Source organism: Streptomyces sp. NPDC048659, assembly GCF_040650575.1.
In the GTDB taxonomy this organism is placed as follows: Bacteria; Actinomycetota; Actinomycetes; order Streptomycetales; family Streptomycetaceae; genus Streptomyces.
In genome coordinates, this window is record NZ_JBEZHM010000025.1 from 30,771 (window position 1) to 43,337 (window position 12,567).

General features: G+C 76.1%; 11 protein-coding genes. 3 read left to right on the top strand and 8 right to left on the bottom strand.

Annotation, left to right across the window (positions count from 1 at the left end; genetic code table 11):
- Window positions 1-7: 7 nt before the first annotated feature.
- The 8 genes from AB0C99_RS20280 to AB0C99_RS20315 all read right to left on the bottom strand — a co-directional run bounded on the left by AB0C99_RS20280 (window position 8) and on the right by AB0C99_RS20315 (window position 8,762).
- A complete protein-coding gene (locus AB0C99_RS20280) occupies window positions 8-676 on the bottom strand; it encodes a DUF1345 domain-containing protein (protein WP_362476719.1) in 669 nt (222 codons plus the stop codon).
- Between the two features lie 4 nt (window positions 677-680).
- Complete coding sequence (locus tag AB0C99_RS20285; protein WP_362476721.1) at window positions 681-1,505, bottom strand: family 1 encapsulin nanocompartment shell protein; 825 nt, start codon at window positions 1,503-1,505, stop codon at window positions 681-683.
- Between the two features lie 6 nt (window positions 1,506-1,511).
- Window positions 1,512-2,531: a Dyp-type peroxidase gene (locus tag AB0C99_RS20290; protein ID WP_362476723.1), complete on the bottom strand. Its 1,020-nt coding sequence runs from the start codon at window positions 2,529-2,531 to the stop codon at window positions 1,512-1,514.
- Between the two features lie 105 nt (window positions 2,532-2,636).
- Window positions 2,637-4,481 (bottom strand): ABC transporter ATP-binding protein, encoded by a 1,845-nt coding sequence (locus AB0C99_RS20295; protein WP_362476725.1) that lies wholly within the window; start codon window positions 4,479-4,481, stop codon window positions 2,637-2,639.
- A 116-nt stretch (window positions 4,482-4,597) separates the two neighbouring features.
- Window positions 4,598-5,959 carry a cytochrome P450 gene (locus tag AB0C99_RS20300; RefSeq protein ID WP_362476727.1) on the bottom strand — a complete coding sequence of 454 codons (1,362 nt, stop codon included), beginning with the start codon at window positions 5,957-5,959 and terminating at the stop codon, window positions 4,598-4,600.
- A 138-nt stretch (window positions 5,960-6,097) separates the two neighbouring features.
- Window positions 6,098-7,333 (bottom strand): wax ester/triacylglycerol synthase domain-containing protein, encoded by a 1,236-nt coding sequence (locus AB0C99_RS20305; protein WP_362476728.1) that lies wholly within the window; start codon window positions 7,331-7,333, stop codon window positions 6,098-6,100.
- Window positions 7,330-8,532 (bottom strand): beta-ketoacyl-[acyl-carrier-protein] synthase family protein, encoded by a 1,203-nt coding sequence (locus AB0C99_RS20310; RefSeq protein WP_362476730.1) that lies wholly within the window; start codon window positions 8,530-8,532, stop codon window positions 7,330-7,332. The genes AB0C99_RS20305 and AB0C99_RS20310 overlap by 4 nt, the downstream gene beginning before the upstream one ends.
- Window positions 8,529-8,762: an acyl carrier protein gene (locus tag AB0C99_RS20315; RefSeq protein WP_362476732.1), complete on the bottom strand. Its 234-nt coding sequence runs from the start codon at window positions 8,760-8,762 to the stop codon at window positions 8,529-8,531. The genes AB0C99_RS20310 and AB0C99_RS20315 overlap by 4 nt, the downstream gene beginning before the upstream one ends.
- 116 nt (window positions 8,763-8,878) lie before the next feature.
- Between AB0C99_RS20315 and AB0C99_RS20320 the strand changes: the two genes are divergently transcribed.
- From AB0C99_RS20320 to AB0C99_RS20330, 3 genes are all read left to right on the top strand, one after another.
- A complete protein-coding gene (locus AB0C99_RS20320) occupies window positions 8,879-9,400 on the top strand; it encodes an NUDIX domain-containing protein (RefSeq protein ID WP_362476734.1) in 522 nt (173 codons plus the stop codon).
- Window positions 9,401-9,497: 97 nt separating this feature from the next.
- Entirely contained in the window at window positions 9,498-11,126 is a 1,629-nt protein-coding gene (locus AB0C99_RS20325; RefSeq protein WP_362476735.1) for a prenyltransferase/squalene oxidase repeat-containing protein, read from the top strand.
- Window positions 11,123-12,514 (top strand): cytochrome P450, encoded by a 1,392-nt coding sequence (locus tag AB0C99_RS20330; protein ID WP_362476737.1) that lies wholly within the window; start codon window positions 11,123-11,125, stop codon window positions 12,512-12,514. Before AB0C99_RS20325 ends, AB0C99_RS20330 begins: the two co-directional genes overlap by 4 nt.
- The last annotated feature ends 53 nt before the right edge of the window (window positions 12,515-12,567 follow it).

A 12,567-nucleotide genomic window follows, 5' to 3' on the forward strand; every position in this document is an offset into this window, starting at 1 on the left:
CGAGCGCTCAGCCCGAGACGAGCGTGGCCACCAGGTTGACGGTGGTGGCCAGGATCCCGGCGCCGAAGACGTACGACAGCAGGCAGTGCCGCAGCACGACCGCGCGGACGGCGGAGCTGGCGACGTCGTTGTCGGAGACCTGGTAGGTCATGCCGAGGTTGTAGCTGAAGTAGAGGAAGTCGCTGAAGCGGGGCGGCTCCTCGGAGTGGAAGTCGATCCCGCCGCCGGGCTCCCCGTAGTACAGGTCGGCGTAGCGCGTGGCGTACATCAGGTGGAGCGCCGCCCAGGCCATGAAGACCCCGGCGAGGGCCGTCGCGGCGGCGGCGTGGCCCGTGCCGGGGTCGGCGCCCGTGAGCAGCAGCACGATGGCGATCAGGCCGGAGAGCGCCGCCGAGACCACCGCGATCTCGGCGAGCAGCGGCCGGAAGTCCTCGCGCCGCACGTTGCGGTGGGTGGCGGCGGCGTCCATGGGCCAGAGCACGGCCCAGCCGCTGACCACGAAGACCGTCTCGGCGGCGGCGATCCCGGAGAGCACGCCCAGGGAGGCCCGTACGAGAGTCCCGACGGCCAGTCCGGTGAGCGCCCCCACGACGGTCGAGCCCACCAGCCGGGGCACCGCCGCCGACGGCAGCCGGTCGAGGAGCCGGCGGCGGGTCGGGGGCGGCACGTGCGGCACGTGCTCAGTGGGTCAGGACGACGATGGCCTCGTCCGTGTAGGGGAGGAAGGCGAAGGTCTCCTGGAAGTACAGCTCGACACCGTGCGCGTCGTGCCCGGTGTAGCCGATGGCCAGGTCCTGGCCGAGCCGCAGTTCGAAGTCGCCGCCCCGGGTGGACAGCACGAAGGCGCCGCTGAGCGCGGGGGCCCACAGCGGCGGGCCGTCGAGCATCCGGGCCAGGTGGGCGGCGATCGGGTAGCCGTGGTCGGAGGTCTCGCTGACGGCGCTGTACTCGTCGGCGCCGAGCAGCAGCGCGTACGGGCCGTCCACGCCGGCGAGCCGGAGCGCGGTGAGGGCGTGGCTGACCGCGTCGGGGTAGTCGCGGGGCTCGGCGGGCAGCCGGAGCACCGGGTTGGAGGTGCGGTCCCGCAGCCCCTGGACGCCGGCCGCCGGATAGCCGTCGAAGATCGCCCGGTCCTCGGCGAAGGCCATGGCGCGCGCCGCGTCCTTCACGGGCTGCCAGTCGGAGTCGGCCGAGCCCCGCTCGACGTCGTCCACGGCGGAGCGGCTGACGGTGAACGGCACCCGCAGTTCGACCAGCGGCTTCGCCTCGCGCAGCCGGGCGGTGACGCCGGGGGCGGGCGGGTCGATGCCGGTGAGGTGGCCGGTGCCGACGGCGGCGAGCCCGGGTCCCGCCGGGTCGGGGACGTCGACGACCCGGCGTCCGGCGACGTGCCGCCGGAAGGTGCGCCGGGCCTCCTCCTCGATCTGCTCCCAGGCGGCGGGGGTCACGGGGGCGAGTTCGCGGTGCAGGTTGGTGGTGCGGTCCGGGTCGGCGGTGGGGGCCATCGCGGTTCACGCTCCTTTCAGGCTGCCGATGCCGATGCCGAGCCCGCCGTCGGCGGACGCGGCGCCGGACGCGGGGGACGCGGCGGTGGACGCGGCGGCGGGCGGGGCGGGCAGGTCGTCGAGGAAGTCGGCGCTCGGCACGTGGAAGAGGCAGCCCGTCACGGCGGTGGAGAAGTCGAGGATCCGGTCGGTGGTGCCGGGCGGGTCGCCGAGGAACATGTGGGAGAGCATCAGCTCGGTCACGGCGGGGGTGCGGGCGTAGCCGATGAAGTACGTGCCGTACTCGCCGCTGCCGACGCTCCCGAACGGCATGTTGGCGCGCAGGATCTGCCGCTCCTCGCCGTTCTCGTCGGTGATGGTGTTGAGCGCGACGTGCGAGTCCGCCGGTTTGACGTCCTCGGGCAGCTCCACGTTGTCGGCCTTGTGGCGGCCGATGGCCCGCTCCTGCTCCTCGACGCTCAGCCCCTGCCAGGCGGGCATGTCGTGGAGGTACTTCTGCACGACGACGTAGCTGCCGCCGGCGAATGCGGGGTCCTCCGCGCCGACGAAGACGGCCTCGGCGGCGGCGCCGCCCTCGGGGTTCTCGCTGCCGTCGACGAAGCCCAGCAGGTCGCGGTCGTCGAAGTAGCGGAAGCCGTGCACCTCGTCGACGACGGTCACGGCACCGGAGAGGCTGCCCACGACCAGCCGGGCCAGCTCGAAGCAGAGGTCCATGCGCCGGGCGCGGATGTGGAAGAGGAGGTCCCCGGGGGTGGCGGGGGCGCGGTGGCGGGCGCCCTCCAGGGGGACGAAGGGGTGCAGTTCGCGCGGGGCGGGGCCGGCGAAGAGGCGGCTCCAGGCCACGGACCCGATCCCGGTGACGCAGCTGAGGGCCGCCTCGGGCTCGCGGAAGCCGACGGTGCGGACGAGTCCGGCGAGCCCTTCCAGGGCGTCCCGTGCCGCGGCCTCGCCGCCGGGGTTCACGGTGACCACGAGGAAGACGGCGGCCTGTGTGGGAGGGGCGAGGACGGGCTGCGGGGTGACCACGTGACTCCCGGGCGACGAGAAGCGACAAATAGGTACCAACCGGACAGAAGATCCGGGCCCAGCGTAGCCGGGCCCGGATCCGCCCGCAGTCCGGGCGGTCCGCCCTCAGCGCACCGCCGCCCGCTCCGCCCCCTCCGCCGACTCGTCGAGGAAGCCGCCCGACTGGTGCTGCCAGAGCCGGGCGTAGGCCCCGTCCTCCGCCAGCAGCTCCTGGTGCGAGCCCTGCTCGATGATCCGGCCCCGGTCCAGGACCACGAGCCGGTCCATGTGCGCGACGGTGCTGAGCCGGTGGGCGACCACGAAGGCCGTCCGCCCCTCCATCAGGCGCCACAGGGCGTCCTGGACCAGCACCTCGCTCTCCGAGTCCAGGGCGCTGGTCGCCTCGTCGAGCAGCAGGATCGGCGCGTCGCGCAGGATCGCCCGCGCCAGCGCGACCCGCTGGCGCTGCCCGCCGGAGAGCTTCACCCCGCGCTCGCCCACCATGGTGTCGAAGCCTTCGGGCAGCGCGTCGGCGAACTCCGTGACGTGCGCGGCCTCGGCGGCCCGCCGGATCTCGGCCTCGGTGGCGCCCGGCCGGGCGAAGGCGATGTTCTCCCGCAGGGTCCGGTGGAACATCGCCGGGTCCTGCGGCACGTACGCCATCAGTCCGCGCAGGTCCGACTGGCGCATCCGGCTGATGTCCTGCCCGCCGACGAGGATCCGCCCCGCGTCGATGTCGGTCATCCGCAGCAGCAGCCGGGTGAGCGTGGTCTTGCCGCCGCCCGAACGGCCCACCAGGCCGATCTTCGCCCCGCTCGGCACGGCCAGGTCGAGGCCGTCGAAGAGCGGGTCGCCACCCGAGTGGGCGAAGGTCACCCGCTCGAAGCGCACGTCGGCGCCCTGGCTCCGCAGCGGCTCCGGCGCCTCCGGGTCGCGCACGGTCGGCGGCTGCAGGAGCAGCTCGGTGAACTGCGCCGCCTCCGTCATCGAGCTCTCCAGCCGGCGGTAGATCTGGTTGAACTCGAACATGATCCGGGTGGCGTTGGTGTAGTACGTGAAGGCGACGACGACCGTCTCCACGCCGTGCTCCCCCGCGCCGAGCGAGAGGGCGAGCGCGAGGCCCAGCACGTTGGTCAGCACGGACAGCGGCGCGACCAGCGTGTCGATGCGCAGGTTGCCGAAGTCCCAGGAGCGCAGCTGGAGCCGTCGCGACTCGGCGACCCGGGAGCGGTGCTCGGCGGCCTCGCGGTCCTCGGCGGCGAAGGCGCGGACCGTGTCCATGTTCGTCAGGCTGTCGGCGACGTGCCCGGAGACCCGCGCGATGGCGGCCTCGCGGTGCTTGACGAGCTGCTGACGGCGTCGGATCAGCGGCCTCACCAGCACCGCCGTGAACACGATCATCACCAGCAGCCCGAGGACGAGCAGCGGTTCGTACGTCCAGAGCACCACCGAGGCGAAGAGCAGCGGCACCAGGTTGCCGACCACCGAGAAGGCCAGCGTGTCGACGAACTCCTCGAAGCGGGAGGCGAAGCTCAGCACCCGCTTGGTCAGGGACCCGGCGAAGTTGTCGTGGAAGAAGGCGGCGTCCTTGGCGAAGAGCTCGTCCATGCCGAGGACGTACAGGTGCTCGATGCCGTGCGCGTCGAGCCGGTTCAGGCAGTGCAGCCCGAGCCGCCACATCGCCTCGGAGAGCAGCAGCACCCCGGCGAAGCCGAGGACGTACGGCAGCGCCGGGCCGAGCCCCGCGCCGAGCCCCGCGCTCCCGTCGGCGAGCCCGCCGACCAGCTTGGCGACCAGGAGCGGCGCGATGTAGTAGATGCCGATGTTGCCCAGCGCCGGAAGCAGCATCGAGGGAACGGTCAGGCGTTTGAGCCTGGCCAGCTCCCTGGCGTAGTAGCGGAGCGCCAGGAGCACCGGCCCCCTGGCCGGTGAACCTTCGGGCGCGCCCTCGGGTGTCGCAGACGTATCCATCCCAACCCTGCCTTGTCGGACCTCAGTGGACAGGCCGGGAAGTGTTCCGCGCGGCGCCCCGCCCCGTCCACGGGTTTTCCCGCGGCGGAAAAGGGACTTGACAGCGCCTCAGAAGGTCACGGCCGCAGCGCGGTGAGGGTCCCCCGGACGGGTCCGTCCGGGCGCAGGTTGGCGCCGAAGACGGCGCCCCGGGGCGGGTCGGCCAGGACCGGGCGGTACGCGGGGAGCAGCAGCCGCAGCAGGGCCAGCGTCTCCTGGAGCGCGAAGTGCTGCCCGAGGCAGGCGCGGGCGCCGACGCCGAAGGGCTGGAAGGCGGCCGGGTGCTGGGGCCGCCGGCCGCCCGGCAGGAAGCGCTCGGGCGCGAAGTGCTCCGGATCCGGCCACAGTTCGGGGATGCGGTGGGTGAGGTACGGGCAGACCAGGACGCCGGTCCCGGCGGTGATCGCCACCCCGTCGAGGACGTCGTCGCGGGCGGCGTGCCGGGGCACCAGCCACACCGCCGGGTAGAGCCGGAGCGCCTCCTGGACCAGCGCGTTCAGCTGCGCGTCGCGCTCGGCGGGCCCGGCGGCCGAGGCGTGGGCGGCGAGGAAGCGGTCGTGGGCCTCCGGGTGCCGGTCGAGCAGGACGAAGAGCCAGCACAGGGTCTGCGCGGTCGTCTCGTGCCCGGCCACGAGGAGCGTGACGAGTTCGTCGCGGATCAGCCGATCGGTGTACTCCGTCCGGGTCTCGGCGGTGTCCAGGAGCAGGTCCAGGAGGTGCGGCTGCCCGCCGGGCGCGGCCCCGTGCGCCGCCTCGTGCCCCGTCCCGCGCGCCGCCCCGGCGCGCCGCTCCCGGGCCAGGGCGATCACCCGGTGGGCGGTGGTGTCGATCGCTTGCAGCGCCTCGTCGACGGCGAGCGCGGGGTCGGGCGCGCCTCCGGCGAGCGTGGGCAGCGAGGCGACGACCGTGTCCACGGCCTCCAGCTCCCGCTCGGTCGCCTCGTCGAGGGCGGTGCCGGTGAGCGCGCGCCAGATGGTGTCCAGCGCGAAGAAGCGCATGTCCCGCCCGATGTCCACCTGCGCGCCCCCGGCGTGCGCCGCCGCCCAGCGGTCCGCGATCCGCTCGGCCGCGCCCGCGATGTGGTGGGCCCAGCGGCGGGTGCCGGTGACGGTGAACTGCCCCTGGAGCAGCCTGCGCTGCCGCTGCCACGCCTCCCCCGAGGCGGAGATCAGCCCGTCGCCGAGGAGCGGCCGGGCCCGGTGCCCGTGCTTGACGTACACCTCCGGCCGCCGGGCCAGGATCTGGAGCATCTGCTCGGGCCCGGTCGCCAGGACGAACGACCGGTCGCCGATGCGGAGCGGGGTGACCGGCCCGGCCTGCGCGGCCTCCCGCAGCAGCCCGACGACACCGCCCTCGGGAGCAGACTCGGGTGCGGCCTCGGGGGCCGGAGCGGGGCCGGGGACGGCGGCTGTGGTGGCGGAGCGGGAGGACGGGGACATGGCTTCCTTACAGGCGGTACGAGAGGGACGGACGGGACGAGCGTGCGTACGGGGACGGGCGGGACAAGCGGCACATACGAGGTCGGGCACGGGCACGGCCTACGAGACCGGACGGGGGCGCGAGGGAGGGACCCCCGCTCACCCCTCCAGCGCCCGCAGCAGCTCCTCGACGGCCGCTCGCCACAGCCGCGGCAGCAGCTCGGGGTCGGGCATCGGCCGGTCAGCGCGGAAGCTGACGTGGAGCTGACCCCGGTACGAGGTCCAGGCGATGAAGAGGCGCTGGCCGGGCACGAGGACGGGGATCGGGTACGCGTGCCGGACGGGCGTCCCGGCGAACTCCAGGACCCGCCGCACCCGCACGTCGGCGACGCTCAGCGCGGCCGAGCGCGGGTCGATGGCCCGCCGCAGGGCGAGCCGGTCGAGCACCGGCCAGCGGGCCCGCAGCCGGTGCGCCCGGCGCCCCCGCCCGACCAGCCGGCTGCCGGGCACGGCCCGCGCCAGCCGCCGCAGCCGGGCCCGCGGGTCCCGCTCGTCGACGGGAAGCTCGACGCAGAGCACCCCGACCTCGTTGCCGATCGGGCGGACCGGTGTCGCGGGCGGGCGCAGGCTGATGCCGAGGTTGGCGCGGAGCGGCGCGGTGTCCGCGAGCGGGCCCCACGTCCGGGCGGTGGCGGTGGCCAGGGCCAGGCACAGCTGGTGCAGCGAGACCCCGGCGGCGCGGGCGGCGCGGAACAGCACGGCGGTGTCGAGCCGGAGGGTGACGGCGTGCGCGGGGCCGGGGCCCGGCGGCCCGGGGTCGGGCGCGGCGGCGGGCCCGGGGTCTCCGAGGGGCGCCGGGGCCTCCCCCGGCGCGGGTCCGAACAGCGCCTCCACGGCGGCCATCGCGGCCTGCCCGTCCTGGAAGGCGTGGTGGACCCGGTAGCAGAGCGCGTAGCCGGTGGCCCCGGGCTCAGCGGGGCGGACCAGCCACACCCCCCAGAGGGGCCGGTCCTCGGGCAGCGGCAGGCCGAGCACGGCCGCCAGATCGGCGTCGGCGGCCGGGCCGGGGCGCGCGGGCCGCACCTCCTCGTACACGTGCCGGGCGACGTCGAAGTCGGGGTCCGGCGCCCAGGAGGGGCGCCGGCCGGCCAGCCCGTACGGGCGGTACGTCAGCTCCGGCACCCGGCCGATCCGGGCCCGCAGGTGCGCCGCGAGCTCCCCCGGCGTCGGCGGCGGGCCGTCCAGGCGCAGCACGGCGCCGAGGATCATGTCGCCGCCGTGCCGGGAGAGTTCGAGGGTGATCCGGTCCCGCTCGGTGAACGGGATCCGGGCGGGTGCGGGGCCGCCGCGCGGTCCCGGGACCCGGGCGCCGAGGACGCGGGCGCGGGCGGTCACGCGGCGGCGAGGACGAGGGCCACGTTGTGGCCGCCGAACCCGACGGAGAGCGAGAGGGCGGTGTCGAGGCGCGCCGAGCGGCCCGTCCCGGACACGTCCACCTCGATGCCGGGTCCCGGGGTGCCGAGGTTGGCCGTCGGCGGCACGATCCCGTTCTGCAGCGACAGCGCGGTCAGCGCGGCCTCCACGGCGCCCGCCGCCCCCATCAGGTGCCCGGTGACGCCCTTGGTGGAGGTGACGGCCGGCCGGTGGGCGAACGCCCGTGCCAGCACCTCGCTTTCGATCGCATCACCGCGGGGTGTACTGGTGCCGTGCGCGTTGACGTGCTGGATGTCGCGCCGCTGGAGCCCGGCGTTCCGCAGCGCGTCGTCGACGGCGGCGGCGATGCCGGTGCCCTCCGGGTGCGGCGCCACGGCGTGGTGCGCGTCGGAGGCGGAGCCGTGCCCGACGACCCGGGCGCGGACCCTCGCGCCGCGCGCGGCGGCGTGCTCCGGCCGCTCCACGACGAGGAATCCGGCGCCCTCCGCGATGAGGAAGCCGTCCCGCTGCGCGTCGAACGGCCGGGAGGCGCCCAGCGGGTCCTCGTAGCGCCGCGAGAGGGCGCCGAGCCGGTCGAAGCCCCGCAGGTGGTACGGGGTGAGGCCGGCTTCCGTGCCGCCGACCAGGACGATGTCGCAGCGGTCCAGCGCGAGCAGGTCGCAGGCCATGGCGAGGGCGGTCGCGCCGGAGGCGCAGGCGGTGTTGACGACGGCGGTGGTGCCGCGCGCGCCGAAGGCCATCGACACCAGCGCGGCGGGCGAGTTGGCGAGGCTGCTGGGCAGCGCGAGCGGCGGTACGTCCTCGGGCGCGGTGTCCAGCATGGGCCGGTAGCGCTCGTAGGTCTCCGCCCCGGCGGTGCCGGAGCCGACGAGGACGGCGACCCGGGCGCCGTCCCACCGCGCCGGGTCGAGCCCGGCGTCGTCGAGCGCCTCGCCCGCGGCGAGCAGCGCGAACTGCCCGGCCCGGTCCGGCTTCCAGCGCCGGGCGTCGCCGAGCCGGGCGGGGTCGTAGGCGGGCACCCGGCCGACCACGAAGGTGCCGTGGCCGTCCCGGTGCAGGGCGGCGGCGGGCTCCCCGGCGCACACCCGCCGCCAGGTGGCCTCCCGGCCGTCGCCCGCGGGCGTCAGCAGTCCGACGCCGGTGATGGCGGCGTCGGTCACCGTTCCGCTCCCGCGCGGTGGCCGACGGCGGCGGCGACGTCGGCCAGGGTGGCGGCGGACAGGATCTCCTCCTCGGGGATCCGGATGCCCTTCTCCTGCCGCAGGACCAGGGCGAGTTCGGCGGCGAACAGCGAGTCGAGGCCCGCCTCGTCCCGCAGCGCGTCCGGGTCCAGCTGCTCCGGCGGCATTCCCATGCCGATGAGGGTGCTCTTGAGCTCGTCGAAGGTCATGGCGCTCCTGGATCGTGCCTGGTTCGTGCGGGCCAGCGGATATTACCGTGCGAGCGCGAGCGGTTACGTACGGTAGTCTCCACCGGCGGCAGGAACACCGGTACGGGAGGGGCAGCGTGACGGCGCAGGAGACCCAGGAGACCGTGGACTACGTCGACGCGGACGACCGTCCGGTGACGCGCGGCCCGCGCGGCGGGGCCGCGGCCCTGGGCCTCCACTACCGGGTCGCGGCGACCGTGTGCGTGGCCGCCGACGGACGCCTCCTCGTCTACCGGCGCCCGGTGCGGGCCGCGGTCTACCCGGGCCACCACGACATCCTGGTCGGCGGCTGCCCCCGGGCCGGCGAGAGCTACGAGTCGGCCGCCGCCCGCGAACTGCGCGAGGAACTGGGCCTGTCGGCCGCGCCCCGCCCGGTGCTGCGCGAGCCCCGCCCCTCACCGGTCGGCCCCTGCTGGCTGGCGGTGCACGTCGCCGAGGTCACCGCACCGCGCGAGACCGACCCCCGCGAGGTCGCGGACCACTTCTTCGCCCACCCCCGGGACCTGCTGGACCACCCGCCGACGCCCTTCGTCCCGGAGGGCCGCCGCATCCTGACCCGGCTGCTCGACGAGGGCCTGCTGCCCGCCCCGGGTTCCTGACCGCCACCGCCCGCTCCCCCGTGACTCCGTAACCCCGGACACCCGGTCCCCGCCCCACCCCCACCCCCCACCACCGGTCCGACGTGAGAAGGACACCGTGCACGCTGCACCGACGCCCACGGCCACCCCCACCCCATCCCCCCTCACCCTCCCCATCCCCGCCCCCTCGGGCCCGCTCCCCCCGCCCGCCTCGGCGCCCGACCTGGTCCGCTGTCGCGACCGGCTGGCGCGGCGGGTCGCGGGCTCGGCGGGCCCCGACGGCCTGCTGCCCGCGCCGTGCGAGAGCCGGGTGCTGGAATCGGCCCTCGCGCTCGCGCTGCTGACGGCGGAGCGGGCCGAGCCCGAGGCGGCCGCCCGGCTCACCGCGTACCTGCGCACCGCCCTGCGCACCGACCCGCCCGACCCGTTCCAGCGGGCCGTCGCCCACGCGGTCCTCGGCGACGCCGGGCGGGGCGGGGACGCCGAACGGGCGCTGACGGCCGGTCTCGACGGGTTCGAGCACTTCACCGCCGGGCGCAAGCGCCTGATGTTCGGGACGGTGCTCGCAGCCCTCGGCGCGGGCGCGTTCCCCGCCGTCCCGTGGGAGGCGTACGACACGCGGCCCCAACAGAGCTGGCTGCACGTGGAGATGAAGGCGCTGAAGGTGCTCGCCGCCCACGGCACCGGCCGCCCCGACGCCGTACGCGCCGAGGACTGGCGGGCCCTGCTGCCCGCCCTCGAACCGGGTCCCGCCTGGGAGTGCAACAACCTCGCCCAGCTCCTCGCGCTGCTCGCCCTGCGCCACTCCCCCCGGCACCGCCCGGCGCTCCGGGAGGTCCTGAAGCACGTGGCCGGGCGGCTGCGGGCGGACGGCGGGATCCCGTTCATCGAGGGCATGAACGTCTTCACCACGGCCGCCGCCGGACTCGCCCTGTCCCTGCTGCCCGAACCGCCCGCCCCGCTCGTGCCGATGGCGGACGCCCTCGCGCTGCGCGCCAACCGGGACGGCGGCTACGGCTTCCACGCGGGTGTCGGACAGAGCGACGCCGACGACACCTGTTACGTCCTGGAGTTCCTGCGCCGGGCCGCGCCCGAGCGGCACCGGGCGGCGATCGCCGGGGCGGAGGGCTACCTCCTCGGCATCCGCAACCCCGACGGCGGCTTCCCCACCTTCGCGCGCGGCACGAGCTCCGAGATCGCGATGACGGCGGCGGCGGCGAGCGCCCTGGCGCCCCACCCGGACCTGCGGGAGGTGGTGGCGGGGGCGGTCCGGTACGTCGTGCGCCACCAGCGCCCGGACGGCACCTTCGAGCGGAGCTGGAGCCGCAACGCGAGCAACGCGGTCTTCCGCGCCGTGCTCGCCCTGACCGGCCCCGGGGCGCGGGGCGCCGAGCGGGCCGCCCGCGCGGAGGCGACCGGGCGGGCGCTGGCGCACCTGGCGGGCACCCAGCACGCGGACGGCGGCTGGGGGCACGCCGAGGGCGAGCCGAGCGACCCGATCAGCACCGCGTACGCCGTCACCGCCCTGGCCTCCGGCGGCCCGGCCCACCGGGCGGGCGGCCCGCTCGCCCGGGGCCTGGACCACCTGGTGGTCCGGCAGCGGCCGGACGGCGGCTACCTCAGCCGCCCCGACCAGGCCGGGCCGAGGCCGCTGCTGTACGACGTGCCGGCGCTGGCCGACGTGTTCGTGCTGCTGGCCCTCGCGCACGCGACGGCCCCGGCGGGCCCGTGGGGCGGTGCGCGATGACGGCCGAGGCGCCGGCCCGCGTGCCGATCCCCCGGCAGGCCCCGGGCGCCCTGCCCCTGCTGGGCCACGGCCTGGCGATGCGGCGGCGCCGGCTGGAGCTGCTGGAGGAGGTGCAGGGCCTGGACGGCGACGGCCTGGTGGCGCTGCGCCTGGGCGCCGCGCGGATGCTGGTGGCGACCGACCACCGGCTGGTGCGGGAGCTGCTGGTCCGGCGGGCGGACGACTTCGGCCCGAGCCCCCAGTACCGGCTGATGGAGCCGGTCACCGGCGCGGGACTGCTGCTGTCGGAGGGCGCCTTCCACCGCCGCCAGCGCCGGCTCATCCGGCCCGCCTTCCGGCACGCCCGGGTGCGGCACTACGCGGACCTGATGACGGAGCTGGCCCAAGGCTGGACGGACGGGCTGCGGGACGGCGAAGTCGTCGCCGTGGACGAGGAGTTCGGGAGTCTGGCCACGACCGTCGTGGTGCGCAGCCTGTTCGGCCAGGGGATCTCCGACGCGGACGCCGGTGGTGTCGTCACGGCCATGACGGACGTGATGGCCTGGGTCGGGGCGCGCGGCGCGGACCCGCTGCCGGCGCTGATGTCCCGGCTGCCGACCCAAGTGAACCGGCGCTTCGCCCGCAGCGCCCGCAGCCTGCACACGCTGGTGGACACGCTGATCGCCCGGCGCCGCGCGGACTCCGGCGAGCCGCCGGACGACGTGCTGACCTGGCTGCTCGGCACGACCGACGCGGAGACCGGCGAGCGGATGTCGGACGCGCAGGTCCACGACGAGGTGATGACCCTGCTGACGGCGGGCGCCGAGACGACCTCCCGCACGCTGGCCTGGTGCCTGTACCTGCTGGCGCGCAACCCGGACGCCGAGGAGCGCCTGCACGCGGAGGTGGACCGGGTGCTGGGCGGCCGGGCCGCGGGCTTCGACGACCTGGCGGAACTCCCGTACACCCGGAGGGTGCTGACGGAGACCCTGCGCCTCTACCCGTCGGGCTATCTGCTCTCGCGGGCGGCCCGCCGGGACACGGAGCTCGGCGCGTACCCGGTCGCGGCCGGGACGACGGTGCTGTTCTCCCCGTACGCGCTGCACCGCGATCCGCGGCTGTTCCGGGCTCCGGACGCCTTCCGCCCGGACCGCTGGCTGCCGGAGCGGGCGGGCGAGGTCACCCCGGACGCCTTCCTCCCGTTCGGTCTCGGCCAGCACGGCTGCCTGGGCGAGGGCTTCGCGTGGACGGAGATGACGATCGCCCTGGCGACCCTCGCCACCCGCTGGCGCCTCCGCCCCCTGCACCCCGCCCCGGTCGCCCCGACCCCCCTGTTCTCCCTGTCCTCGGGCCGGATGCCGATGCGGGCCCGGCGGCGGGGGGAGGACCGGGCGGGAGGGCGGGCATAGCGAACGGGCCCGTCCGCGCGAGGCGGACGGGCCCGTCGGTGGTGCGGGGACCG

Excerpts from the sequence above, each read along its gene's own strand:
- AB0C99_RS20295 (WP_362476725.1), bottom strand. The coding sequence starts at position 4,481 with ATGGATACGTCTGCGACACCCGAGGGCGCGCCCGAAGGTTCACCGGCC.
- AB0C99_RS20285 (WP_362476721.1), bottom strand. The coding sequence starts at position 1,505 with ATGGCCCCCACCGCCGACCCGGACCGCACCACCAACCTGCACCGCGAA.
- AB0C99_RS20315 (WP_362476732.1), bottom strand. The coding sequence starts at position 8,762 with ATGACCTTCGACGAGCTCAAGAGCACCCTCATCGGCATGGGAATGCCG.
- AB0C99_RS20300 (WP_362476727.1), bottom strand. The coding sequence starts at position 5,959 with ATGTCCCCGTCCTCCCGCTCCGCCACCACAGCCGCCGTCCCCGGCCCC.
- AB0C99_RS20330 (WP_362476737.1), top strand. The coding sequence starts at position 11,123 with ATGACGGCCGAGGCGCCGGCCCGCGTGCCGATCCCCCGGCAGGCCCCG.